Below are 24,067 nucleotides of genomic sequence, written 5' to 3'. Positions count from 1 at the left end.
TGGCTTCTTCTCGTAGGGTAATCACGCCCGCACGACGAGCACCAGTTCAGAGACGGTCACGCGGCTGGGCGAAATGTCGCGTCCCGGGCGCCAGCGCGGCCGCCGCGGGCGCGAGCAGGCACACCAGCGCGCACGCGCCGAGCACCGGTCCGGCGCCGAATTCCGCCATCGCGGGCGCGATGAGCGCGAGCCCGGCCGGCGCCAGTCCGTAGGACAGCAGGAAGTCCAAAGCGGACACCCGGGCGAGCTTGCCGGGCTCGACCTCGCGCTGGATCGCGGTGAACCACGGGACGTTGAACAGTTCGATGCCCACGCCGGCGACCGCGTACGCGGCGACGACCACCGCCGGGTGCACGGGCAGCAGCAGGCTCAGCGGGGCGACGGCGTAGGCGGCCAGTCCCGCCAGCGCCGTCCGGCCCGCCGCCCGGGGCGTCCACCGCGCGAGCAGCAGCGCGCCGGCCAGCGCGCCGACCGTGTAGGCGGTCGTGGCGGCGGCGAGCACGGCTTCCGAGCCGTACCGGTCACGGCTGACCAACGGCAGCGCGACCCCGGTGGCCGAGTAGCCGGTCGCGATCACCGCGGTGAGCGCGAACAGCCCGGCGACGAACCAGGGGTGGCGGCGGGCTTCGCGGAGCCCGTCGGCGAACTCGGCGGCGAACGACGCGCGGGCCGCGGGCAGGGCCGTGAGCGGGCGCCCGGCGGGCGGGACGAGCGCCGCGGCCAGCCACAGCAGCCCGGTGCCCCACAGCAGGGCCGGAACGGGCAGCACCGTCGCCAGCAGCGCGGTCAGGCTCGGTGCGACCAGGGTGGTCACGCGCACCGACAGTGTGATCGCGGCGTTGGCGCGCTGCCGCCCGGCCTCGGCGACCACTTCGGCGGTGAGCGCCTGGAAGGCCGGGCGGCACGCGCCCTGCCCGGCTCCCGCGACGGCGGCCGCCACGACGGCCACGGCGAGGGAACCGTGCAGCCCGGCCCCGATGACCGGGCTCGCCACGGCCGCCGCCGCTCCGGCGACGGCGACCACCCGGCGTCGCGGGAACCGGTCCGCCAGTACACCGCCGACCGGCACGGCCGCGAGGAACCCGATCGTGCGCGCGGCGAGGAGCACGCCCAGTCCGGCCGGGGTGAGCGAGGAGTCCAGGACGGCCAGGCCGAGGACGAACGGCAGCGCCCAGGTCGCCAGCCCGGAGGCCGTGGTGCCGCACCACAGGCGCAGGAACGCGGGGTCACGCAGGACGGGAGTGGTCACGGCGGGGGAGTTCCTCCTCGGTCGCGGTGGATGTCCGGCATCGGACTCTAGACGAAAATGATTATCGTTTGTACTATCGGGTCCGGTTCACGGAGAGTCAGCTGGCCGGGCCTCCGTCCTTCGCCAGTGGTAACGACAAGGGGGTACTCGTGACGGTGACCGTGACCGGTTCGCCACCGGCCCGAGCCGTGACGGGTGCGCTCGCGGTGCCCGTGCTCGTCGCCGTGCTGGTGGTGTCCGTCGTGGCCGGAGTCGCGTTCGGACCGACCGTGGTGCCGCTGCCGGACACGCTGCGGTACCTCGCGGCGGCGCTGACCGGGGGCGAGATCGGCGCGGACGAGGTCACCGGCTACTCGATCGTGTGGCAGGTGCGCACGCCGCGCGTGCTGCTGGCCGCCGTCGTCGGGGCCGGGCTGTCCGTGATCGGGGTCGCGGTGCAGGCGATGGTCCGCAACGCGCTCGCCGATCCGTTCGTGCTGGGCGTTTCCTCGGGCGCGTCGGTCGGCGCCAGCGCGGTGGTGTCCTTCGGGTTGTTCGGGGCGCTCGGCGTGTACGCGTTGTCGGCGGCCGCGTTCCTCGGCGCGCTCGCCGCGTCGGTCCTGGTGTACGTGGCCGCCCGCGGCCGCGCCGGGCTCACCCCGCTGCGGCTCGTGCTCACCGGTGTCGCGCTCGCCTACGGGTTCCAGGCGGTGATGAGCGTGATCGTGTTCTTCGCGCCGTTCGGCGAGGCCGCCCGCTCGGTGCTGTTCTGGCTGCTCGGCAGCCTCGGGGGCGCCACCTGGGGCGCGTTGCCGGTCGCGGTGGCCGCGGTCGCGGTGGCCGTGGTGGTGCTGCTGCGGCGCAGCCGGGCGCTCGACGTGCTGACGCTGGGCGACGAGTCCGCCGCGAGCCTCGGGCTCGACGCCGACGCCCTGCGGCGGGAGCTGTTCCTGCTCACCGCCGTCGTGACCGGCGCGCTGGTCGCGGTCAGCGGCGCGGTCGGCTTCGTCGGCCTGGTCCTGCCGCACCTGGTGCGGATGGTGGCCGGACCGGGGCACCGGCGGGTGCTCGTGCTCGCGCCGCCGGCCGGGGCGATCTTCCTGATCTGGGTCGACCTCGCCTCCCGCACCCTGTTCGCGCCGCGCGAGCTGCCGCTCGGGGTGATCACCGCGCTGATCGGGGTGCCGGTGTTCGTCGGCCTGCTGCGCGGCCGCGGCTACCTGTTCGGGGGCCGCTGATGGACCTCGCCCTCGATGCGGTCACCGTCGAGGCCGCCGGACGCAAGCTGGTCGACGCGCTCAGCCTCAAGGTGGGCGACGGCGAGGTGGTCGGGCTGGTCGGCCCGAACGGCAGCGGCAAGTCCACGGCGCTGCGCTGCGTCTACCGGGCGCTGACCCCCAGCGCCGGGGCCGTCCTCGCCGGCGGGACCGACCTGAGTGGACTGTCCAACCGGGACAGCGCCCGGCTGGTCGCCGCGGTCACCCAGGAGGCGGGCGCCGATCTGGACTTCACCGTCGCCGACGTGGTCGCGATGGGCCGGTTCCCGCACCACCCCGGCAACCGGGCGCTGAGCGAGCGCGAACGCGACCTCGTCCATCGCTGCCTGGAGCGGACCGGCGTCGCGCACCTGGCCGGGCGCGGCATCCTGTCGCTGTCCGGCGGCGAACGGCAGCGCGTGCTCATCGCCCGCGCCCTCGCGCAGGAGCCGCGGATCCTCGTCCTCGACGAGCCGACCAACCACCTCGACGTGCGGCACCAGGTCGAACTGCTGTCGTTCCTGCGTTCCTGCGGGCTGACCGTGCTGGTCGCCCTGCACGACCTCAACCTCGCCGCAGCCACCTGCGACCGCGTGGCGGTGCTGCACGACGGGCGGCTCGCGGCCGCGGGCCCGCCCGGCGAGGTGCTCACCCCGGACCTCGTGCGCCGGGTCTTCGGCGTGACCCCGGTCGTGGTGACCCACCCGGTCACCGGGGCCCCGCAACTGCTCTGGACGTTCACCGATCGAGGAGGAAGCCCGTGAGAGGGCGTTGGACAGCCGTGCTCGTGACAGTCGCGCTGGGTCTCACCGCGTGCGGCGCCGAGGTGCGGCCCGGCGGTGACACCGGCCCGACGCCGGTGACCGTCGAGAACTGCGGGCACGCGATCACCTACCCGCTGCCGCGGCGCGCGGTCGCCTACGACATGAGCAGCACCGAGAAGATGTTCGCGCTCGGGCTGGCCGGCCGGGTGCGCGGCATCGTCATGCCGCGCACGGCCGAACCCGCCGTGGCGCGCTCGCCGTACGTCGCCGACTACCGCTCGGTGGAGACGCTGAGCACCGACGTGCTCAGCTTCGAAACCGTCGTCGGCGCGCAGGCCGACTGGGTTCTGGCGGGCTGGAACTCCGGCTTCAGCGAGGCTCGCGGCATCACACCGGCCAAACTGGACGGTGTGGGCATCCGCAGCTACCAGCACACCGAGAGCTGCTTCAACTACGGCGACCGGCCGGTCAAGGTGCCGCCGCTGGAGGCGCTCTACACCGACCTGCGGCAGATCGGGCAGATCTTCCACGTCCCCGACCGGGCCGAAGCGCTCGTCGCGGACCTGCAGGCCCGCGCCGCGGCGCTGCGGGCGAACGCGCCGGCGGGGGAGCCCGCGCGGGTGTTCGTCTACGACTCCGGCACCGATCAGCCGTTCACCTCCGGCAACCAGGCCGCGCCGGACACCATCGTGTCGCTGGCGGGCGGCCGCAACATCGCCGGCAACCTGGACGCCCGCTGGACCACGATCGGCTGGGAACCGGTCGTGCGGGCCCAGCCCGAGGTGATCGCCGTCGTCGACTACGGCGACCGGCCGGTCGCCGACAAGATCGCGTTCCTGAAGTCCTTCCCACCGCTCGCGGACAGCCCCGCGGTGCGGGAGAACCGCTTCCACGTGCTGGACTACGGCGAGGCCGTCAGCGGCCCGCGCAACCTCGACGCCGCCGAGAAACTGGCCGGCTACCTGCGATCGCTCGGACGCTGACGGAGACCGGAATGGACACTGTGGACAACGCCCTGATCGACCGGCTCCCGCCGCCCCTGCCCGCCGACCGGATCATCGCGCTCAACCAGCCGAAGGGCGACCTGCGCACCACCCGCCCCTACACCTGGCGCGGATGGGAGTTCACCGCGCCGCCGGGTGTGTTCCTGCCCGGCGCGACCAGCCGGATGATTCACGAACGGGTCCTGGACGGGACCATCGAGGTGCGCGACCGCGTCTACGCCGCGATGGGCAGCGGGCTCGGCGTCGAAGCCGTCGCCGCCGGGCTGCGCGGGGCACGCGAGATCCACGCGATCGACGTGCACCCGGACAGCGTCGAAACCACGCGGCGGCACTACGAACGCATCGTGGGCGCCCGGCCGGGCACCCGGTTCGTGCCGGTGGTCGCCGACCTCTTCGACGGGTTCCCGGACGGCGTGCGGCTGGACGTGATCACCTTCAATCCGCCCGCGGTGAGCCAGATGGTGAGCGACGACCCGGACGTCGTGCGCAACGTGTGCGTGGGCGCCCCGCTGCTGGAGCGGTTCTTCGCGCAGCTGGCCGGACGGAACCTGCTCGCGCCCGGCGGCGAGGTGTTCCTCATCGTGTCCAACACCGCGGACCTGCGCACGATCGTGCGGGACGCCGCCGGGCACGGGTTCGCCGCCGACGTGGCCCACCGCCACGACTGGGGCGACGGCGTGCTCACCTACCTGTTCCGGCTGGAGGCGGCGTGACCACCGTCGCCGACCTGACCGCCGAAGTCCTCGCCGGGAAGCACGGCCCGGATCCGGCGGAGCTGACCGCCACCAGCGTCTTCTGGCTGCACCACGGCACCCGGCTGGCCGGCGGGGACGTGACCTACCGCAACTCCTACGTCCTGGTGCGGCTGGGCGCCGCGTTCGGCGCGTGCGCCTTCGAGACCGGGCAGCTGACGCCGGAGGTGTGTGCCGAGTTCTCCGGGGCGCCGCTGGAGGAGTTGCTGCGTCAGGACTCCGTGCCGCTGCGGATCGCCGCGCTGGACGCCTACCTGTCGGCGGCCGCGCCGCACGAGGCGCAGCCCGCGGCGGAGCCGGTCGTCCTGCCCGCCGGCACCCCCGAGGCCCGGGCACACGCCAGGGACGCGGCGATCGCCGGGCTGCTGGAAATCGCCCCGGGCGCGCGGGTCGCCCTCATCGGCGTGGTGAACCCGCTCGTCGCGGCGATCCGCGACCGTGGCGGGACCTGCCTGCCGTGCGACCTCAACCTGCGCCGCACCCAGTGGGGCGATCCGGTGACGCCGGAGATGGGGGAGGTGCTCGGCGTGGCGGACGCGGTCGTGGCGACCGGGATGACTCTGGGCAACGGGACCTTCGACGAGATCGTCCGCCGGTGCCGGGAGCGGTCCGTGCCGCTGGTCGTCTACGCGCAGACCGGCAGCGCGGTGGCCCGCGCGTTCCTCGGCGACGGGGTCACCGCGCTGTCCGCGGAGCCGTTCCCGTTCTCGCAGTTCAGCGCGGCGCCCACCGCGCTGTACCGGTACCGGGCGGCGGCGTGACCGGTGTGGGGCACGCGCCAGGGCACCACGGCGAGATCCTGCAGGGCGTCTTCCGCGACCGCGGCCGCCGGTGCCGCGGGCTGGTCACGCTGCCGGTGCCCGGCGCGGCGACGCGTGCCGAGTTCGTGCCGGGGCCGGGTCCGCTGACGGTGACCCCGCCGGACCGCGCGAAGGCGCGGCGCGCCGCCGAACTGGCCGCCGCCGCGTGCGGCCGCCCGGCGGGCGGATCGCTCCGGCTGGACAGCGGTCTGCCGGTCGGGCTCGGGCTGGGATCGTCCACCAGCGACATCCTGGCGACCGTGCACGCCGTGTCGGCCGCGTTCGGCGTGGTGCTCGCGCCGGAGGCCGTAGCGCGGATCGCGGTGCGGGCCGAGCGCGCCTGCGACCCCATCATGCTCGGCGGCGGCGCGGTGCTCTTCGCGCAGCGGGAAGGCCGGGTGCTGGAACGGCTCGGCCCGCGGCTCCCGCCCGTCGTCGTGATCGGGTGCGTGACCGGCGGCGGGGCGCCGGTGGACACGCTCGCGCTGGGCGCCGTCGCCGACGTGGCCGCCTTCGAGCGGCTGCGGCGGATGCTGCGGCTGGCGATCGTGACCGGTGACGTCGCGCTGCTCGGCCGCGTGAGCACCGAAAGCGCCCGGCTGAACCAGCGCGTGCTCGCCAAGGACGAACTGCCGGAACTGGAACGGATCGCGGCCGTCACCGGCGCGGCCGGCGTGCAGGTCGCGCACAGCGGCAACGTGGCCGGCCTGCTGTTCGACCTCGGCGGCGACCCCGATCGCGTGCGCCGGTGCGTCCGCGCGCTGCGGGCCGCCGGACTGCCCGCGACCCGCCTGTTCACCACGGAAGGGACGGATGCACGACCACATCGCGGAGGCGATCGCGCGGCCGGACCTGGTCCGGACCGGCGACCGGCTGGTCTGCCTGCGGTTTGAGACGATGAAGGTGGTCTCCGCGCTGGAGGCCGTGCGGCACCTGCTGCGCACCGGCGTGATCGCCCCCGGCGACACCCTGGTGGACAGCTCCAGCGGGATCTACGCCTACGCGCTCGCGCTGGCGTGCCACCGGTTCGGCCTGCGCTGCCACATCGTCGGTTCGACCACAGTGGACCACACGCTGCGCACACAGCTGGCGGTGCTGGGCGCGACGCTCGAGCAGATGCCGCCGGAGGCCGACCTCAAGCTCGACCAGAACCGGCGGGTGCGGCGGATCGGGGAGATCCTGCGCGCGCACCCGGACTGGCACTGGATGCGGCAGTACCACGACCGCGTCCACTACCTCGGGTACCGGGCGGTGGCCCGGCAGATCACGCGGGAGCTGGACCCGTCCCGGCTGATCGTGGTGGGCGGCGTCGGATCGGGCGCCTCCACCGGGGCGCTCGCGACGTGGCTGCGGTCCACCGCGCCCGGGGTCGGGCTGGTCGGGGTGCAGCCGTTCGGCAGCGTCACCTTCGGCAGCGAGCACGTCGCCGATCCGGACATCATCATCGCCGGGATCGGCAGCTCCATCCCGTTCGGCAACGTCGCGCACGAGCTGTACGACACGGTCCACTGGGTCGGGTTCGGCGCGGCGCTGTCCGGCAGCGTCGACCTGCTGCGCAGGCACGCGATCTTCGCCGGGCTGTCCACCGGAGCCGCCTACCTCGCCGCGCGCTGGGAACGGGACCGGTCCGACCGCACCGTGCTGTTCATCGCCGCGGACACCGGGCACCGGTACGTGGACACGGTGTTCGCGCGCCACGGCGAAGCGGTCCCGGTGACGTCCCTGGCGCCCGTCGAGCCGGCGACCCGCGCGGGCCTGGCCTTGCCGTGGTCCCGGATGCCGTGGCCGGCGCCCTGAGATCAGGCGGGCACCCGCACCCCGACGAAGTCGATCTCGCGGCGCAGCCGGAAACCCAGTGCGGTGTAGAGGCGGATGGCGCTGGTGTTGTCCGCCGCCGCGTGCAGGAACGGCGTTTCGCCGCGCTCGCGGATCCCGTGCGCCACCGCGAGCACCAGCCGCGTGCCCAGCCCCTGCCCGCGGAACTCCGCGTCCGTGCAGACCGCGCTGATCTCGGTGTACCCGGGCGGGTGCATGCGCTCCCCGGCCATCGCGACCAGCCGCCCCTCGTGGCGGAACCCGAGGTAGGTGCCCAGTTCGACGGTGCGCGGCAGGAACGGGCCCGGCCGGGTCCGCTCGGCCAGCGCGAGCATCTCGGGCACGTCGGCCGCGGTCAGCCGCACCGCCTCCGGATCCGGTGCCGTGTCTGCCGATTCGGCGACCATCTGCACGCCCGGCACGCCGAACTCCACGGCCCAGTCCGCGGGCGGCGGCAGCGGCGGCCCCGGCAGCGCCAGCACCCCGCCCGGCCCGGCCAGCTCCGCCAGGTCCTTCCACGCCGTTTCGTCCGCATCGTCCGGCATGCCCGCCCACGGCGAGACCTCCGGGTCGTACCGCACGGCGGTCCCGTGCGACTCGGCGAACCGGGCGTGCGGACCGGTCAGCGACGCGAAGGCCGGGTTGTCCAGAACAGAACTCACGACCCGACGTTACCGGTCAGGCGCCCGTCACCGGATCCACACGTGAGCGGGGACGCACCGGGAAGCCGGCGGCGCGGTAGCACTCGTCGATCAACGCCATCGTCGCGACCGCGTCGGCGAGGTCGTTGCGCAGCGGCGCGCCGTCGCGGACGTGCGCCGCGAAGGCCTCCAGCTGGTAGGAGTACGACGGGCGGCGGCCGAGGTGCTCGACCCGGTCGCCGATCAGGACCCGGTCGTCGGTGTCCGGGCGCACGAAGTTCACCGCGGTCGCCTCGCCGCGCGTGCCGGTCAGCCGCAGGCGGAAGCCGACCTCCGCGGCGGCCATGTCGCACCGCACCACCCCGGTCGCGCCGCCGGGGAACGCCAGCCGCGCGTCGACCGCCTGATCCACCCCGGGCCGCCGCGCCGTCCCGGTCGCCGACTCCAGCACCGGCGCGCCGCCCGCCCACGGCGCGAGACCACGCAGCGCGTGCAACCCGTAGCAGCCCACGTCCATCAGCGCCCCGCCCGCCAGCTCGAACGACCACCGGGGATCGCTGTCCGCGGGCGCGGGGATGAGCAGTTCGGCCTCGGCGGCGCGCAGCTCGCCCAGCTCGCCGGAGTCCAGGATTTCGTGCAGCCGCAGCAGGACCGGGTGGTAGAGGTAGTGGAAGGCCTCCATGACCCGCACCCCGGCCGCCTCCGCCGCGGCGGCCACCTCGCGGGCCTCCTCGGCGTTGGCGGCGAACGGTTTCTCGCTCAGCACGTGCTTCCCGGCGCGCACCGCGGCGAGGTTCCACGGCCCGTGCAGCCCGTTCGGCAGCGGGTTGTACACCACGTCGATCTCGTCGTCGGCCAGCAGCTCGGCGTAGCCGTCGGCAACCCGTTCCACCCCGTGCTCGGCGGCGAACGCCTCGGCGCGGCCGCGGTCCCGCGCGGCGACGGCGACCAGCCGGTGCCCGGTCTCGCGGGCGGGCGCGGCGATGGCGGTCCCGGCGATGCGGGCCGCGCCCAGGATGCCGATGCGAAGTGGTTCCACCGGGAAATGCCCCCAGATCCTCTGCTGCGCGGACGTCCGCCGCACAGCCTAGCGTTGGGGCATGGCCCGTACCCGCGTGTACCGCCACGGAGTTCTCGAAGCCGAGAACTTCCCGGCGGCCGAACTGTCCGACCACCTGCAGGACCCGGCGGCGGTGGTGTGGCTCGACTTCGTCAAGCCCACCGAAGCCGACCTCGCGACGATCAGCGAGGAGCTCGGCCTGCACCGGCTCGCCGTCGAGGACGCGGTGCACGAGCACCAGCGGCCCAAGCTCGACCGGTACGAAAGCCACGCGTTCCTCACCGCCTACGCCGTGCGGCTGGACACCGCGACCGGCGTGCTGTCCGACAGCGAGCTGGCGGCGTTCCTCACCGACCGCGCGCTGGTGACGGTCCGCAAGGACGAGCACTTCGACATCGAGGCGGTGGTGCAGCGCTGGGACGCCTCCGCCGACCTCGCCAAGGGCGGGACCGGCTACCTCGTGCACGGCCTGCTCGACTACATCGTGGACACCCACTTCGACGCGGTGCAGGCGATGGACGACCAGATCGAGTCGCTGGAGGACGGGGTGTTCGCCGATCACGTCGACCACACCGACATGCAGCGCCGGTCGCTGCGGCTGCGCAAGAGCCTGGTGGCGCTGCGCCGGGTCGTGCTGCCGATGCGTGAGGTGGTGAACTCGCTGATGCGCCGCGACCACCACCTGGTCGACGAGACGCTGATGCCGTACTTCCAGGACGTCTACGACCACGTGCTGCGCGCGTCGGAGTGGACGGAGTCGTTGCGGGACCTCGTCACCACCATCCGCGAGACCCAGCTGAGCCTGCAGGGCAACCGGCTCAACCTGATCATGAAGAAGGTGACCGGCTGGGCGGCGATCATCGCGGTGCCGACGGCGATCACCGGCTTCTACGGGCAGAACGTGCCCTACCCGGGATTCGAGCGGCCGTGGGGGTTCTGGCTCTCCACCGCGGTGATCGTGGCGCTGTCCGGCGCGCTGTACGCCATGTTCAAGCGGCGCGACTGGCTGTGATCCTCACGCCTGGCGCAGCGCCTGCGCGAGGGTGGGGTAGAGGTCGAGCACGTCGACGAGCCTGGTGAGGCGCAACGGTTTGACGGTGCTGTGCGCGTCCGCGACGACGCGCACTTCGGTGTCCCCGGCGAGGTTCTGGATCTCCAGCAGCAGGTGCATCCCCGCCGAGCCGAGGAAGGTCACGCCGGTCAGGTCGACGACCAGCACCGCGGGCGCGCCGCTCAGGACGCCACGCATGATCGCCCGCAGCCGCGGCACGGTGGAGGCGTCGAGCTCGCCGGAGGTGTGCACGACGACGGCGGCCTCCCGCTCCTGCACCGTGACGGCGAAGGGAGCGCCGGGGCCGGGCTGGGGGCTGCCGCGGGACTGCATCACCTTCATGGTGGCACGGCCGCACCGGGAAATCGATCCGGTCGTTTCAGAACACGGCGATCTCGGCGCCCACCGGCAGGGCGTCGTAGAAGAGGGCGGCGTCCCTGGCCGACAGGTGGACGCAGCCGTGCGACGGGGCGTCGAGACTGCCCTCGTGCAGGGCGATCCCGCCCGGGGCGAAGAACACCGAGTGGTTCATCGGGTCGCCGAACTCGGCGCTGGTGTGCTCGGCGTCCTTCCACTCCACGCGGAAGACGCCGTGCGGGGTGGCGACGGAGTCCGGGGCGTCCGCGGCGCCGGGCATGACCGGGACGGGGCCGTGGGTGATCTCGCCGTCGTGCTGGAGCCAGCTCACGCGCCGTTCCTCGTCGACGCACGCGCGGGCGGTGTCCGGGCAGAGTTCGGTGCGCGGGGCGGGCGCGGCGGCGCTGGACAGCGGCATCGGCGGCGGAACCGGGCGGGGCGCGGGCGCGGCGGCCGTCTCGGCAGGCGCGGCTTCCAGAACGGCCCACCCGGCGACGAGGGCGAGCGCGGCGAGGGCGGTCCAGCAGGCCTGGCGCGGAAGACCGGAGGAAGTGGAGCGGAGCGGTGCCACGGCCGCACCCTAGCGGTGCTGAACCGGTCCGGTCGCCCGGTTCCGGCCGGTTTCCACGACTTCGGGTGAATGATCGCCGGGGAAGGTTTGACGCGGCGAGGAGGGTGGCCGCATGGGGCTCGACCTGGTGGCGGGCTGCCGCGAGCTCGGGCTGGCCGAGGGGACGGCGGTGATCGTGCACGCGTCGCTGTCCAGCCTGGGGCCGGTCACCGGCGGCGCCGGCGCCGTGGTCGCGAGCCTGGTGGCCGCGGCCGGGCCGGCGGGAACGGTGGCCGCTCCGGCATTCACACCGCGGATCGCCGACCCGGACCCGGACCACCGCGGGGCGCCGGAAGCCGCGGTCCGCGCCCGGCGTGACGCGGTGCCGTTGTTCGACGCGGGGACGCCGTCGGAGATGGGGGCGATCGCGGAGGCGGTGCGGCAGTGGCCCGGCGCGGTGCGCGGCCGGCATCCGCAGGCTTCGGCGGCGGCGATCGGCGCGCACGCCCGCGAGGTCGTCGCCGCGCAGCCGCTGGGTTTCGCCCTCGCCGCGGGCTCGCCGTTCGCGAGCGGATCTGGTGCGAAACGCTGGACGTGGCCAACGACAACGGCACGCTGTTCCCGGTGGTGGGGCGCGAGTTCGAGCGCGTGCACGGGGTGCGGGAGGCGGAGGTGGGACGGGCGCGGTGCCGTCTCCTCGCGGCGCGGCCGTTGGTGGACTTCGCCGTGCGACGGCTGGACGAGCTGCTGCGGCCGTGACGGTCACACTGACCGGCGGCGGTCCGTCAGGGAATCATGACCACACGGATGAAGAACCCGGCGTACGTGCTGCCGGAGGCGATGAAGGGCATCGGCGGGCTGATCAAGGCCATCGAGGCGAGCGGGCTGCCCGCGGGCGTGCGGGAGTTCGCCGGGCTGCGGGTCAGCCAGATCAACGGCTGCGCGGCGTGCGTGCACGGGCACGTCGAGGAGGCGCGGAAGTCGGGGGAGAGCGACGAGCGCATCCACAACGTCGCGGCCTGGCGGGAAGCCCCGTTCTACAGCGACGCCGAGCGGGCCGCCCTGGCACTGGCCGAAACCGCGACGCGCCTGGCGGACCGCACCGGCGACGGCGTCCCGGATCCCGTCTGGGACGACGCCGCCGACCACTTCGACGAGCGGCAGCTGTCCGGTCTGATCCTGACGATCGCGCTGACCAACCTGTTCAACCGCATCAACGTGACGATCCGGGAGCCGGCCGGCACGCGGTGGTGAGGCGGCGCGGGCCCGGCACCGCGCGCGGTGCCGGGCCTCCGGCTCGTCTTGCTCCTGACGAGGCGTCGCGATGGGGAGCCGGTCCTGGGCCAGGTGCGCGCCGCTACTCGGTGTCGCCGGTCAGGTCGGGTGCGAACTGCGCCATCGAGATCTGCGCGGCGCCCGCGATTTCCTCCGCGGTGGCCGTGCCGGAGTCCTCGACCACCGTGCTCCACTCGGTCACCGAACCGGCGCAGAACTCCTGCACCTCGCGGGAATTCGCGGCCGCCACCGGGTCCTCGGCGATCTCCCCGGCGAAGTACTGCGCCAGGGCCATCAGCGCGCTGTCCCAGCCGGGGCCCACGAACAGCGCGCCCGCGCCGCTCTGCGCGATCTCGATCGGCACCGTGTGCTCCAGCTCGAGCTCGGTGCTGTCGCCGTCGCCGGCCAGGCGCACCTGCACCACGCTGGTGGGCCCGCCGAAGGTCACCTTCAGCAACCGGGGCGGGTCGCAGGTGAGGATGTCGCCACCGGCGTTGCCCTCCAGCTGGAACGAGCCGCCCTCGCGCAGGTCGCCGGACAGCGGCAGGAACCAGCGGCGCACCCGCGCCGGGTCGGTGACCGCGTCCCACACGTCCTCGGCTGTGGCGTCGTAGCGCCGCCGCACCAGGACCGTGACCGTCTCGCCCCCGGTCGTCGTGCCGCGGCGGACCTCACGGTGGATCGCCTTCAGGTGGTTCGCGATGTCGAGCATTGTCCTTCTCCTGCCTGGGTCGTCGGTCCCGCTTGCCGCGGGCCAGTTCGGTGGCGAGCGCGTCGAGGGGCTGGTCCCAGATGTGGCGGAACCGCTCCAGCCACTCCCCGGCCTCCCGCAGCGGCTCGGAGTTCACCGCGTAGAGCCGGCGCGTCCCTGCCACACGCACGGTGGTGAAACCGGTTTCCCGCAACACGCGCAGGTGCTGGGAGACGCCCGGCTGGGAGATGCCGAACTCCTCCCGGATGACCGCGGCGATCGCCCCCGACGGCTGTTCCCCGTCGGCCAGCAGCTCCAGGATCCGCCGGCGAACCGGGTCGCCGAGCACATCGAACGCGTGCACGTGGCCAGTCTGTCAGTCGCAGCTTATATAAGTCAAGTCTTAAACTCACCGCGGCTTCACGCGGCTGGTACGACAGAACGGACAAAATGCCCGGAGACGGCACAGCACCACGGAGGAGGTCCGCGGATGAGACGCGTCTGCACACTGGTCCTGTCCCTGCTGGTGATCGGCGCCCTGTCGGTGGCGCCGGCGACGGCCCGGCCCGGGGCGTTCCCGGCCGAACTGGCCCTGCCCGCCGGGTTCCAGCCGGAGGGCATCGCGATCGGCGCCTGGCCCACCGCCTACGTCGGCTCCCGCGTGGACGGCCGCATCCACCAGGTCGACCTCCGCACCGGCCGGGGAAGCGTCCTGTCGCCAGGGCCGGGCACGCCCTCGCTGGGCATCAAGGTCGATTCGCGGCACGGGCGGCTCTTCGTCGCGGGCGGCACGGGCGGCGATGCCCGGGTGATCGACGCCCGCAGCGGCGCGGTGCTCGCGAGCTACCGGTTCCAGACCACCGACACGTTCGTCAACGACCTGGTGATCACCAAGGATGCCGTGTGGTTCACCGACTCCCGCCGCGCGGTTCTCTACAAGCTGCCGCTGGGCCGCGACGGCGAACTGCCCGCCGAAGCGGTCCACGTCCCGCTCACCGGGGACCTCACGGTCGTGCCCGGCGAGACCAACCTCAACGGCATCGTCACCACACCCGACCGCGCCGCGCTGATCGCCGGGCAGTCCAACACCGGGCTGCTGTTCCGCATCGACCCGGCCACCGGCGTCACCACCCGGGTCGACGCGGCCGCCCTGCCCAACAACGACGGCCTGCTGCGCGCGGGCCGCACCCTGTACGCGGTGCAGAACCGCCTGAACCTGCTGGCCAAGCTGGAACTGTCCGCCGACGGCACCAGCGCGCGCCCGGCCGAACAGCGGAGCGACCCGCGCTTCGACGTCCCGGCCACCGTCGCCGAGTGGGGCCGGCGCTTCTACCTCGTCAACGCCCGCTTCACCACCCCGCCGACGCCGGAGACCACCTACAACGCCGTGGCGGTCGAAAAGTTCTGACTCCCGGCGCGGGCGGGTGCTTCCCGGCAACGCGCCCGCCCGCGCCCCGCCCTGGCTACGATCGGCTGGTCCGCCGATCTTGCCCGGGAGCGCCATGTCCGCCGAGACCTTCGGCCCGTACCGCATCGAGGATCTGCTCGGCCGGGGCGGGATGGGCGAGGTGCACCGCGCCTACGACACGGCCCACGACCGCGTCGTCGCGCTGAAACGGCTCAGCGAACCGTTCGTGGGCGACGAGGCCTACCGCGCGCGGTTCCGCCGCGAGTCGCAGATCGTGGCGCGATTGCGGGAGCCGCACGTCATCCCGATCCACGCGTTCGGCGAGATCGACGGCCGCCTCTACCTCGACATGCGGCTGGTGGAGGGCGCCGACCTGAAGGACCTGCTGGCCGCGGGCCCGATGCCGCCCGTTCGCGCGCTGGCGTTGCTCGCCCAGGTGGCAGGCGCGCTCGACGCGGCGCACGCCGACGGGCTTGTGCACCGCGACGTCAAACCGTCCAACATCCTGGTGACGCCCGCCGATTTCGTGTACCTGGTGGACTTCGGCATCGCCCGCGGCGCGGGTCCGGACGCCACCGCGATCACGCAGTCCGGCGCCGTGATCGGCACGCTCGACTACATGGCGCCGGAACGGTTCGGGGACGCGCCCGTCGACGGGCGGGCCGACGTGTACGCGCTGGCGTGCGTGCTGTTCGAGTGCCTCACCGGGCGGCGGCCGTTTCCCGCGGCCGAGCCGCTCGCCCAGGTGCGGGCCCACCTGCAGGACCCGCCGCCGCGCGCCTCCGCGCTCGCGAACCTGCCGCCCGCGCTGGACGACGTGCTGCTGCGCGGCATGGCCAAGGACGCGGCGCACCGGTTCGCCACGGCCGGGCAGCTGATCGCCGCCGCCCGTCAGGCGCTCGCCGCGCCCGGCTGGGCCGCACCCCCGACACCGCCCGCCGGGCCGCCGCTGGGGACGCCACCCGCTGGAACGACGCAGGCCGCGTGGAGCGCGCACCCGTCGCCACCGGCGGCCGCGTCCGTCCACACCGGACGCCCGCACCGGGCGGTGTGGATCACCGCGGTCGCGGCGGTCCTGGTGGTCGCGGCCGTGGTCACCGTCGTGCTGCTCAACCGCGGCGGTGGCGGCCAGGCCGGCGCGGGCACCACCACGACCCAAGCCGGCACCACCCAGCCCACCACAACCGAGCCGACCACATCGAGCAGCGAACCCACGAGCGCAACTCGCACCGCGACCGACCCGGAAACCGCGCTGCTCGCCGCGATCCCCACCGCCTACCGCGGCAACGCCAGCTGCCGCACCGGCGCCGAATACCGGCAGGAGGGCGCGCTCGCCACGGTGATGTGCACCGAGTCCAACACCTGGAATCCGCGCTGGGGGCCGCCCGCGGAGGCCTACTTCCACTCCTTCGCCGACCGCGCCGCGCAGGACGCCTTCTTCCAGCAGCTCGTCACCACGTTCCAGCTGCGCCGCGACGACGGGCACGGCGGCTGCGACCCGCTGAGCCGCTCGAACATCTACGGCCTCTACTACCGCGACACCAGCGGCCCGCTCGACGGCGAGTTCCTCACCTGCTTCACCACGCAGGGCGCCGGCCAGCTGTGGTGGGTGGACACGCGCACGCTGATCGTGGGCAACCTGTCCTCGCCGGACGCCGTCACCCCGGAGCGGCTGGAGCACCTCTACTACTGGTGGAACGAGCAGATCCTCGGCACGATGAGCTGATCACTCCTTGACCGCGCCCATGGTGAACCCGGCGACGAAGCGGTCCAGGAACCAGTTGAAGACGAACGCGATCGGCACCGCCACGAGCACGGTCGCGGCCTGCAGGGACTGCCAGAAGAACACGTCGCCGCGGATGAGCTGCGTCGGCACGCCCGTGCTGACCGGCATCTGACCCGTCGGCGCGACGAACGCCAGCGCGTAGATGAACTCGCTCGCGGTCAGGGTGAACGCGAACACCACGACCGCGACGATGCCGGGGAAGGCCAGCGGCACCACCGCGCGCAGGAACGCGCCCACCCGGCTGTACCCGTCCACCATCGCCTGTTCCTCGATGTCCTTCGGGATCGTCTTGAGGAACCCCATGAGCAGCCAGGTCGACACCGGGATCGTGATCGTCGGGTAGACCAGCACCAGCGACCACGTCGAGTCCTGCAGCCCGACCGCCACCACCATCCGCGACAGCGCCAGGAACAGCAGGCTCGGCGGCACCAGGTAGACGAGGAAGATCCCGATCGCCATCGGCCCGGACCACGGCCGGTCCAGCCGCGACAGCGCGTAGGCGGCGGGCAGCCCGAACGCGAGCGTGATCAGCACGACCAGCACCCCGACCAGCAGGGTGTTGACCACGAACGTGCCGAACGCGGTGTCGGTGAACAGGTAGGTGACGTGGTCGGGCGTCGGCGGCCGGTTGAACAGGAACGGGTTGTTGACCGGGTTGTACAGGTCCCGGTTCTGCTTGAAGGCGGTGATCAGGCTCCACAGGAACGGCGCGGCGCAGATCAGGGCCGCCAGGATCGCCGCGACGTACAGCCCGATCCGTGCCGAGACGTGCCGCCGCGCGTAGCGGCGCCGCTGCCGGGAAACCTCCTCGACGCCGGTCATCGCACCTCGATCCGGCGCACCGCGCGCAGGATGAGCACGGCGGCGGCGAGCAGCAGCGGGAACAGGAACAACGCGATGACCGCGCCCTGTGCGACGTCGCCGCCGTCGATGCCGCGGTAGAACGCCCAGCTCGCGAGCACCTGTGTGGCGTCGTTCGGCCCGCCGCGGGTGAGCACCCGCACCACGGCCATGTCGGTGAACGTGAAGATCGCGCCGAACAACGCGGCGATCGCGGCCACCGGCAGCACCAGCGGCACGGTGATCTCGAACATCCGCCGCCAGTACCCGGCCCCGTCGACGCGGGCCGCCTCGTCGATGTCCTTCGGGATCGACATCAGCCCGGCCATCATGATCACGGCGGCCAGCGGCACCAGCCGCCACACGTGCACCGCGATCAGCGACCCCATCGCCAGGTCCGGCCTGCCCAGCCAGTACACGTTCTCCGCCGGGCCGAGCGCGCCGAACTGCCGCAACACCCAGTCGATCGGCGAGTAGATCGAGTCCAGCAGCCACAGCCACGAGATCGACGACAGCGCCACCGGCGTGGTCCACGGCAGCAGCACGAGGAACCGCACCACCCACTTGCCGCGGAAGTCGGCGACCAGGATGTTGGCCAGCACCTTGCCCAGCAGCACGATCAGCACCATCGACACGACCGTGAACAGGAACGTGTTGCGCAGCGACCGCCAGAACACCGGGTCGTCCAGCACGGCCTCGAAGTTGCGCAGCCCCACCCAGTCGAACGACGGGTCGCCCGCGCTCACGTCGGAGAACGCGAACGCGATGGCGAGCACGAACGGCACGCCGATCAGCGCGACGATGTAGAGGATGCTGGGCACCAGGAACGCCCACGCCAGCACGCCGTCGCGGTCGGCCATGCGGCGGCGTCCGGTGGTCACCCCGGGCCGGGTGGCGGTGTCCGCGGTGGTGGCCATGTCAGCCGTCCAGCCGCACCGGGGCCGCCCGCTGCCCGGTCGCGGAGTCGAAGAACCGCAGCCGCCGCGCGGACACGGCGAAGGAGTGCGTCTCCCCGGGGATGATCGGGGTGTCCACAGTGGCCGGAAGCCGGGCGACGACGCGGGTGCGCTCGCCGATCCGGGACACCGTGCCGTACACGTGCCGGTCGCCGGAGAGGTACTCCATGCGGTCCACCTCCAGCGGCACCGTGACCCGCTCGCCGTTGACCACCTCGGCGGGCAGCAGGTGCTCCGGGCGGAACCCGACGAGCCTGCCGTCGTGCGGGATGAGGTTCATCGGCGGCGAGCCGATGAATGTCGCGACGAACGTGTCGGCCGGGTCGTCGTAGACGTCCACCGGCGGGCCCGCCTGGCACACCCGGCCCGCGTTGAGCACCGCGATCCGGTCGCCGAGGCCCATCGCCTCGGCCTGGTCGTGGGTCACGTAGATCGTTGTGGTGCCCAGGTCCTGCTGGAAGCGCTTCAGCTCGTCCCGTGCGCTGGCCCGCAGCTTGGCGTCCAGGTTGGACAGCGGCTCGTCGAGCAGGAACACCTGCGGGTCGCGGACCATCGCGCGGGCCAGCGCGACCCGCTGCCGCTCGCCGCCGGACAGCTGCCGCGGCTTGCGGTCCAGCAGCTGCTCGATGCCCAGCAGCCCGGCCGCCCAGCGCGCCTTGCGCTCGCGTTCGGCGCGATCCATGCCGGCCGCGCGCAGCGGGAAGACGATGTTGGCCAGCACCGTTTTGTGCGGGTAGAGCGCGTAGCTCTGGAACACCATCGCGATCTGCCGCGCCCGCGGCGGCAGCCCGGTCACCACGTGACCGCCGATCAGCACGTCCCCGCTGGTCGGCTGCTCCAGGCCGGCGATGGTCCGCAGCAGGGTCGTCTTGCCGCAGCCGGACGGGCCGAGCAGCACCAGGTACTCGCCGGCCGCGGCGGCCAGGCTCACCCCGTCGATGGCGTGCACCCGCCCGCCGTCGAACTCCTTGACCAGTTCCCGGACCTCGACGACCGCCATGGCACTCAGCCGCCGACGAGCCCGGCCGCGCGCCACTTCGCGAAGATGGCGTTGACCTGGTTCTCGGCCTCGGCCACCGACTGCTGCGGCGTCATCTCACCGCGTGCCGCCCTGGCGAACATGTTGGGCACCACGAACGTGCTGAACACCTCGCCGATCGCGGTGCTGGCCGGGCCGGGGTGCCCGATGTTCGCGCTCCACGGGATCGCGTCGGACAGCAGCTTCAGCTTGTCCGGCGGTTTCGACCCGAACGGGTCGGTGGCGAGCCAGCCGGGCAGCTCCGGCGTGAGGCCGGACCACGCGCAGAAGTCGTACAGCTTGGACGCGTACGTCGCCGCCTTGAAGTTGGCGGTGTAGTGCAGCAGGAACTCCTTCGCCGCGTCCGCGCCGGTGGCGTGCTGCGGGACGATCCAGTTGTAGAGCACGTGCTGCGCGGCCAGCGCCGCCCGCGGTCCGCGCAGCGCCGGGACGAAGTAGGTGTCGTCGGCGACGTCCGGGTTGGACGTCGCCGCGGTGCGCCACGCCGAGATCGAGTTGACGATGTAGGACAGCTTGCCCGCGACCAGGCCCTGGTTGTTGCTGGCCGCGTTCCAGGAGAACACCTCGGGTGTCATCGCCTGCTGGTAGAGCCGCGTCATGTACTCGATGGCCGCGATGGTCTCCGGCGAGTTGATCACCACGCGCTCGTTCTCGTCCTGCACCGAGGCGCCGTAGGACCACATCAGGGCCCGCAGCACCATGTTCGAGTCGATCTCCTGCGACATGCCGAGGCCGAGCGGGACGCCCTTGCTGCGCTTGATCTCCGCGGCGCCGGTCAGCAGCTCGTCCCAGGTGGACGGACCACCCGGCATGCCGACCGGCTCCCACAGCGAGCGGCGGTAGTTGCCGGGGTCGGGCACCCAGCCGGGGGAGTAGGCGTAGAACTTCCCGGTCGCCGGGTTGCGGCTGGACTTCTCGCACAGTGGCAGTTGCCGGCCCCAGCGCCGGTTCGCCTCGGCGACCAGGTCCTTCATGTCCAGCACGCTCGGCTCGAACTGGGACAGCGTCGCGATGTACTGGATCAGGTCGTGCCCCTGGCGGGCCTGGATCTCGGCGGCGATGCGGGTCGGGATCTGGGCCTGGTCGATGTGGTCGACCGTGACGTTGACGCCGACGCGCGAGCCCCAGTCGCGCGCGAACCGGTCGAACCACTCGTCGTGGCTGGGCACGAAATGGCTCCACAGCAGGATCCGCAGGTCGCCGGACAGCTTCGTGGCGGGCTCGGTGAAGACCTCCTGCGGCGCCTGCCCCGGGGCGGTGCCCACGCCGCCGGTGTCCTCCTCCGAGGCGCACGCGGCGAGCGCCGCCGACCCCAGCGTCAGGGCTGCCGCCGCGCGCAGCACGTCCCGCCTGCTGTGTCGTGAACCGAAGAAGTCGTTCATCTCGACTCCTCCCCGTGGGGGTGGCTCGAATCCCAGCGTGTATCCCCCAATGTGATCCACAACACATTTTGTGACCGATCTGAGATACAGTGCGGCGTGGTCGCGGTCATCGCCCTGGTCGTCGCCGCCTTCCTGGCGGCGGTGGCCGCGTTCCACTGGTGGGCCTGGCGGCGCCTGGTCGCCGACGCGCTGCCGCACGGCTCGGTGCGGCGGCGGGTCGCGACCGGGACGCTCGTGGCCGGGCCGCTGCTCATGGTGGCCGCGCCGCTGACCGAGTTCGCCGGCGCGCCGTACTGGCTGGTCCGGGTGGTGTCGTGGCCCGGGTTCCTCTGGATGGCGGTGTGCGTGTACCTGCTGCCGGCCCTGCTGGCCGGCGAGGTGGTGCGCCCGCCGCTGCGCCGCCTGCTCGCCCGCCGGGACACCGGGCCGGTGCCGCCGCAGACGGCGGTGACGCGGCGGGTGTTCGTGTCGCGCGTCGTGGGCGGCGCGACCGTCGCCGCGGTGGCAGGCACCGTCGGCTACGGCGTGCACAGCCTGTTCAGCGGGCCCCGCGTGCTGGACGTGACGGTGCCGCTGGCGAAACTGCCGCCCGGCGCGGACGGGTTCCGGATCGCGGTGGTCAGCGACATCCACGCCGGCCCGCTGCTGGGCCGCGGGTTCACGCGGCACGTGGTGGACACGATCAACGCGACCTCGCCGGACCTGGTTGCGGTCGTGGGCGACCTGGTCGACGGCGACGTCGAAGACCTCGCCCCCGCGGTGGCGCCGCTGGCCGGGCTGCGCTCGCGGCACGGCACCTTCTTCGTGACCGGCAACCACGAGTACCTCTCCGGCGCCGGGCAGTGGGTGGACCACGTGCGGGACCTCGGCATGCGGCTGCTGGCCAACGAACGTGTCGAGCTGCCCGGTTTCGACCTGGCGGGCGTCAACGACGTGAGCGCGGACGAGGGCGAGGGCCCGGACTTCGCGAAGGCGCTCGGCGGCCGCGACCTTGCGCGGGCCACGCTGTTGCTGGCGCACCAGCCGATCCTGGTCGGCGAGGCGGCCGCGCACGGCGTGGACCTCCAGCTGTCCGGCCACACGCACGGCGGGCAGTTCTGGCCGGGGCACCTGGTGGTGTCCGGCATCCAGCACACCCTGGCCGGGCTGACCCGCCACGGCGGCACGCAGCTCTACGTCACCCGCGGCGCGGGGGCGTGGGGACCGCCGGTGCGGGTCGGCGCCCCGCCCGACATCACGGTGGTCCGCCTGGCGTCGCGCTAGGACTCGACCAAGGCGCCTCCGGTGAACAGCTCGTACACGAAGTTGACGAAGAAGAACCCGAAGAACAGGAAGTTCAGCAACAGGGTCGCGGTGATGCCCTCCGGCGGGGCGGCGGGGGTGACGAGCCCGCGGATCGCGTCCCACCACACCGATCCCGGCACGGTCGCCGGTGGCCACGACGTCGCGGGAGATCTCGACGTTGTAGGAGGTCTGCAGCAGCGCGGAGACCGTGATGACCCAGCCGACTGCCGATGGAAATGCCGAGCGTGATCAGGCTCGGCCCGATCACGAACCGGACGACCTGCGCCGGCCTCAGCCGCTGGACCCGGAGCACCTCCTGCTGACGCCGATCTGGTGCTCACCGACCGCGGCCGGGGGCACCGGCCTTCCGGATGCGCCGACCATGACCACCTCCGGGCCCGATACGGACTTTCCGGGCAGCAAGCACCCCGGTGCGCGCCGGGTCAAGGGCCCGCGCGCAGATCGTGACATTCGGCTCTAGGCGGCCCCGGCCACGGTTCGCTATACCCCTGCGGAGGCCCTCGACGGGGAGGAAGGCCAATGTCCAGAAGGCTGATCGTGTGCTGCGACGGCACCTGGTGCGACCCCGAACTGGACGCGGTCACCAACGTGCGCCGCCTGCACAACGCGCTCGCCGCCGCCGACAGCAGCGGCCGCGAGCAGCTGTCGAGCTACCGGCGCGGCGTCGGCACCCGGGGCGGGCTGCTGAGCAGGCTCGCCGCGGGCGCGATCGGCGCCGGGCTGCCGAAGGACATCGTGGCCGCCTACCTGTGGCTGTGCACCAGCTACCGCCCCGGCGACCAGATCGCGTTGTTCGGGTTCAGCCGCGGCGCCTTCACCGCCCGCAGCCTCGCCGGGCTGGTGAAGGAGTCCGGCCTGCTCGACCTGCGCGAGGTCGACTCGCGCACCAGCGGGCTGCTGGCCGCCCGCGCCTACCGGCACTACCGCACCCGCTCACCCGGCGACACGTGGCGGGGCGGCCTGCGGTTCCACTTCGACCCGGAGCGGGCCGCAAACATCCCGATCGACTTCATCGGCGTGTGGGACACCGTGGGCGCGCTCGGCGTGCCCGGCTACTTCGCCGGGCTGAGCGAGCTGACCCCGGGCTCGCGTTACCAGTTCCACGACGTCGAGCTGAACCCGCACATCCCGTACGCGCGGCACGCGCTGGCGCTGGACGAGTGGCGACGGCCCTTCACCCCGACGCGGTGGACGCCCAACGGCAGCACCGACATGGCGGAACGCTGGTTCCCGGGCAGCCACATGGATGTCGGCGGCGGCCACCGGGAGACCGGGCTGAGCGACATCTCGCTGCAGTGGATGACCGACGAGGCGGCGAAGTGCGCGGGCATCGCCTTCCACCCACCCGCGCTGGCCGGCCTCGCGCCGGACCCGGCCGGGCTGCTGCACGACGACGACCGCGGCGTGTTCGGGGTCGCGCCGCCGCTGGTGGACCCGCTGCTGCAGCCGCTGCTGGAGGTCGGTCTGCACTACCGGCCGCGAGCGGTGCCCGCCGTCGTGCCCGGCGGCCAGGGCGGTGTGCTGGACCCGTCGGCGCTGGAACGGCAGCAGGCGCAGCCGATCACCGGCGGCCCGTACCGGCGGACGCGCATCCTGGGCAGCGGCCAGCAGGCGACGATCGAGGTTCCGGCGGAGGAGCTGTGGACCGGCACCGGGCTCTACCTGGAACCCGGCCGGTACACGTTTACGGCGGCCGGGCAGTGGTCGGACGGCGTGGACTGGTGCGGGCCAGGCGGGATCCCGCTGCTGCGCGGGCTGAGCCCGCGCCGGCTGGCCGGCAGCGTGGTCGGCGAGGCGGTCGGACTGTACCGGCTCGTGCGCCGCGCCCGCGGCGCGCACGCCCCGCTCGCGCCGCGCGAGGTGGACCTGCCATGGCTGTACCTCGTCGGCTACGTCGCCAACGACAGCGACCGCACCGGCGCGGACCCCGAACACGAACGGATCGCGATCGGCGCGGGCACCGCCCACGAGGTCACCGAGCCCGGGTACTTCTACGCCTTCGCCAACGACGCGTGGGGTTTCTACGGCCGCAACTCCGGCGCGGTCCGCCTGACAGTGACGCGGCTCTAGATTGTGCTGCCCGAGCGGCGATCGGTTGTGCTGCCCG

Annotated in this window: 27 protein-coding genes; 15 read left to right on the top strand and 12 right to left on the bottom strand. The window is 73.3% G+C overall.

What is annotated here, in order from left to right:
* Window positions 1-46: 46 nt before the first annotated feature.
* Entirely contained in the window at window positions 47-1,249 is a 1,203-nt protein-coding gene (locus AMYTH_RS0111450) for an MFS transporter (RefSeq protein ID WP_027930442.1), read from the bottom strand.
* 149 nt (window positions 1,250-1,398) lie between these two features.
* Here AMYTH_RS0111450 and AMYTH_RS0111445 point away from each other — a divergent pair, with 149 nt between their 5' ends.
* From AMYTH_RS0111445 to AMYTH_RS0111415, 7 genes are read left to right on the top strand one after another with little or no spacing between them, the layout of a single operon-like run.
* The gene (locus tag AMYTH_RS0111445) at window positions 1,399-2,466 is read left to right on the top strand and encodes a FecCD family ABC transporter permease (RefSeq protein ID WP_027930441.1); all 1,068 of its coding nucleotides are present in this window, start codon (window positions 1,399-1,401) and stop codon (window positions 2,464-2,466) included.
* Entirely contained in the window at window positions 2,466-3,248 is a 783-nt protein-coding gene (locus AMYTH_RS0111440) for an ABC transporter ATP-binding protein (RefSeq protein ID WP_027930440.1), read from the top strand. Before AMYTH_RS0111445 ends, AMYTH_RS0111440 begins: the two co-directional genes overlap by 1 nt.
* Window positions 3,245-4,231 (top strand): ABC transporter substrate-binding protein, encoded by a 987-nt coding sequence (locus AMYTH_RS0111435; RefSeq protein ID WP_458645634.1) that lies wholly within the window; start codon window positions 3,245-3,247, stop codon window positions 4,229-4,231. The genes AMYTH_RS0111440 and AMYTH_RS0111435 overlap by 4 nt, the downstream gene beginning before the upstream one ends.
* A gap of 11 nt (window positions 4,232-4,242) precedes the next feature.
* Window positions 4,243-4,965 (top strand): class I SAM-dependent methyltransferase, encoded by a 723-nt coding sequence (locus tag AMYTH_RS0111430; protein ID WP_037322502.1) that lies wholly within the window; start codon window positions 4,243-4,245, stop codon window positions 4,963-4,965.
* The gene (locus AMYTH_RS0111425; protein ID WP_027930437.1) at window positions 4,962-5,765 is read left to right on the top strand and encodes a Rossmann-like domain-containing protein; all 804 of its coding nucleotides are present in this window, start codon (window positions 4,962-4,964) and stop codon (window positions 5,763-5,765) included. Before AMYTH_RS0111430 ends, AMYTH_RS0111425 begins: the two co-directional genes overlap by 4 nt.
* Window positions 5,762-6,697: a GHMP family kinase ATP-binding protein gene (locus AMYTH_RS0111420; RefSeq protein ID WP_027930436.1), complete on the top strand. Its 936-nt coding sequence runs from the start codon at window positions 5,762-5,764 to the stop codon at window positions 6,695-6,697. The genes AMYTH_RS0111425 and AMYTH_RS0111420 overlap by 4 nt, the downstream gene beginning before the upstream one ends.
* Window positions 6,618-7,601, top strand: a complete 984-nt coding sequence (locus AMYTH_RS0111415; RefSeq protein WP_027930435.1) for a pyridoxal-phosphate dependent enzyme — start codon at window positions 6,618-6,620, stop codon at window positions 7,599-7,601. Before AMYTH_RS0111420 ends, AMYTH_RS0111415 begins: the two co-directional genes overlap by 80 nt.
* A 2-nt stretch (window positions 7,602-7,603) precedes the next feature.
* Here AMYTH_RS0111415 and AMYTH_RS0111410 read toward each other — a convergent pair whose 3' ends face one another.
* Window positions 7,604-8,281: a GNAT family N-acetyltransferase gene (locus AMYTH_RS0111410; protein WP_027930434.1), complete on the bottom strand. Its 678-nt coding sequence runs from the start codon at window positions 8,279-8,281 to the stop codon at window positions 7,604-7,606.
* Between the two features lie 16 nt (window positions 8,282-8,297).
* Complete coding sequence (locus tag AMYTH_RS0111405) at window positions 8,298-9,299, bottom strand: Gfo/Idh/MocA family protein (RefSeq protein ID WP_027930433.1); 1,002 nt, start codon at window positions 9,297-9,299, stop codon at window positions 8,298-8,300.
* 61 nt (window positions 9,300-9,360) lie between these two features.
* Between AMYTH_RS0111405 and corA the strand changes: the two genes are divergently transcribed.
* A complete protein-coding gene (gene corA / locus AMYTH_RS0111400) occupies window positions 9,361-10,332 on the top strand; it encodes a magnesium/cobalt transporter CorA (protein ID WP_157360581.1) in 972 nt (323 codons plus the stop codon).
* A 3-nt stretch (window positions 10,333-10,335) separates the two neighbouring features.
* Here corA and AMYTH_RS0111395 read toward each other — a convergent pair whose 3' ends face one another.
* On the bottom strand, window positions 10,336-10,713 hold the full coding sequence (locus AMYTH_RS0111395; protein WP_027930431.1) for an STAS domain-containing protein: 378 nt from the start codon (window positions 10,711-10,713) through the stop codon (window positions 10,336-10,338).
* A gap of 37 nt (window positions 10,714-10,750) precedes the next feature.
* Window positions 10,751-11,299: a L,D-transpeptidase gene (locus AMYTH_RS0111390; RefSeq protein WP_051362643.1), complete on the bottom strand. Its 549-nt coding sequence runs from the start codon at window positions 11,297-11,299 to the stop codon at window positions 10,751-10,753.
* A 112-nt stretch (window positions 11,300-11,411) separates the two neighbouring features.
* Here AMYTH_RS0111390 and AMYTH_RS46990 point away from each other — a divergent pair, with 112 nt between their 5' ends.
* Window positions 11,412-12,077: an AAC(3) family N-acetyltransferase gene (locus AMYTH_RS46990; RefSeq protein ID WP_051362642.1), complete on the top strand. Its 666-nt coding sequence runs from the start codon at window positions 11,412-11,414 to the stop codon at window positions 12,075-12,077.
* A complete protein-coding gene (locus AMYTH_RS0111380) occupies window positions 12,074-12,532 on the top strand; it encodes a carboxymuconolactone decarboxylase family protein (RefSeq protein ID WP_027930429.1) in 459 nt (152 codons plus the stop codon). Before AMYTH_RS46990 ends, AMYTH_RS0111380 begins: the two co-directional genes overlap by 4 nt.
* Window positions 12,533-12,635: 103 nt before the next feature.
* Here AMYTH_RS0111380 and AMYTH_RS0111375 read toward each other — a convergent pair whose 3' ends face one another.
* Window positions 12,636-13,265, bottom strand: a complete 630-nt coding sequence (locus tag AMYTH_RS0111375) for an SRPBCC family protein (RefSeq protein WP_027930428.1) — start codon at window positions 13,263-13,265, stop codon at window positions 12,636-12,638.
* Complete coding sequence (locus AMYTH_RS44625; protein WP_037323637.1) at window positions 13,225-13,608, bottom strand: ArsR/SmtB family transcription factor; 384 nt, start codon at window positions 13,606-13,608, stop codon at window positions 13,225-13,227. The genes AMYTH_RS0111375 and AMYTH_RS44625 overlap by 41 nt, the downstream gene beginning before the upstream one ends.
* 126 nt (window positions 13,609-13,734) lie before the next feature.
* Here AMYTH_RS44625 and AMYTH_RS0111365 point away from each other — a divergent pair, with 126 nt between their 5' ends.
* Together AMYTH_RS0111365 and AMYTH_RS50855 are read left to right on the top strand one after the other, a co-directional pair.
* On the top strand, window positions 13,735-14,652 hold the full coding sequence (locus tag AMYTH_RS0111365; protein ID WP_027930427.1) for an NHL repeat-containing protein: 918 nt from the start codon (window positions 13,735-13,737) through the stop codon (window positions 14,650-14,652).
* Window positions 14,653-14,746: 94 nt separating this feature from the next.
* Entirely contained in the window at window positions 14,747-16,378 is a 1,632-nt protein-coding gene (locus tag AMYTH_RS50855; RefSeq protein WP_027930426.1) for a serine/threonine-protein kinase, read from the top strand.
* On the opposite strand, the gene AMYTH_RS0111355 is transcribed toward AMYTH_RS50855, so the two are convergent.
* From AMYTH_RS0111355 to AMYTH_RS0111340, 4 genes are read right to left on the bottom strand one after another with little or no spacing between them, the layout of a single operon-like run.
* Window positions 16,379-17,260: a carbohydrate ABC transporter permease gene (locus AMYTH_RS0111355; RefSeq protein WP_027930425.1), complete on the bottom strand. Its 882-nt coding sequence runs from the start codon at window positions 17,258-17,260 to the stop codon at window positions 16,379-16,381.
* A complete protein-coding gene (locus tag AMYTH_RS0111350) occupies window positions 17,257-18,195 on the bottom strand; it encodes a carbohydrate ABC transporter permease (protein WP_027930424.1) in 939 nt (312 codons plus the stop codon). The genes AMYTH_RS0111355 and AMYTH_RS0111350 overlap by 4 nt, the downstream gene beginning before the upstream one ends.
* A 1-nt stretch (window position 18,196) precedes the next feature.
* On the bottom strand, window positions 18,197-19,234 hold the full coding sequence (locus AMYTH_RS0111345; RefSeq protein ID WP_027930423.1) for an ABC transporter ATP-binding protein: 1,038 nt from the start codon (window positions 19,232-19,234) through the stop codon (window positions 18,197-18,199).
* 5 nt (window positions 19,235-19,239) lie between these two features.
* Window positions 19,240-20,655 (bottom strand): ABC transporter substrate-binding protein, encoded by a 1,416-nt coding sequence (locus AMYTH_RS0111340; RefSeq protein WP_027930422.1) that lies wholly within the window; start codon window positions 20,653-20,655, stop codon window positions 19,240-19,242.
* Between the two features lie 96 nt (window positions 20,656-20,751).
* Between AMYTH_RS0111340 and AMYTH_RS0111335 the strand changes: the two genes are divergently transcribed.
* Entirely contained in the window at window positions 20,752-21,918 is a 1,167-nt protein-coding gene (locus AMYTH_RS0111335; RefSeq protein ID WP_027930421.1) for a metallophosphoesterase, read from the top strand.
* Here the strand turns inward: AMYTH_RS0111335 and AMYTH_RS48785 are convergent.
* The gene (locus AMYTH_RS48785; RefSeq protein WP_157360580.1) at window positions 21,915-22,079 is read right to left on the bottom strand and encodes a hypothetical protein; all 165 of its coding nucleotides are present in this window, start codon (window positions 22,077-22,079) and stop codon (window positions 21,915-21,917) included. The genes AMYTH_RS0111335 and AMYTH_RS48785 overlap by 4 nt on opposite strands.
* 71 nt (window positions 22,080-22,150) lie before the next feature.
* On the opposite strand from AMYTH_RS48785, the gene AMYTH_RS48780 reads away from it, so the two are divergent.
* Both AMYTH_RS48780 and AMYTH_RS0111325 read left to right on the top strand, forming a co-directional pair.
* A complete protein-coding gene (locus AMYTH_RS48780; RefSeq protein WP_157360579.1) occupies window positions 22,151-22,420 on the top strand; it encodes a hypothetical protein in 270 nt (89 codons plus the stop codon).
* Between the two features lie 59 nt (window positions 22,421-22,479).
* A complete protein-coding gene (locus tag AMYTH_RS0111325; protein WP_027930420.1) occupies window positions 22,480-24,030 on the top strand; it encodes a DUF2235 domain-containing protein in 1,551 nt (516 codons plus the stop codon).
* Window positions 24,031-24,067 lie beyond the last annotated feature (37 nt).

The sequence above is a fragment of the Amycolatopsis thermoflava N1165 genome (assembly GCF_000473265.1).
In the GTDB taxonomy this organism is placed as follows: domain Bacteria; phylum Actinomycetota; class Actinomycetes; order Mycobacteriales; family Pseudonocardiaceae; genus Amycolatopsis_E; species Amycolatopsis_E thermoflava.
The sequence above is the reverse complement of the archived record's forward strand: the minus strand, read 5'-3'. Positions and strand labels throughout refer to the sequence as shown.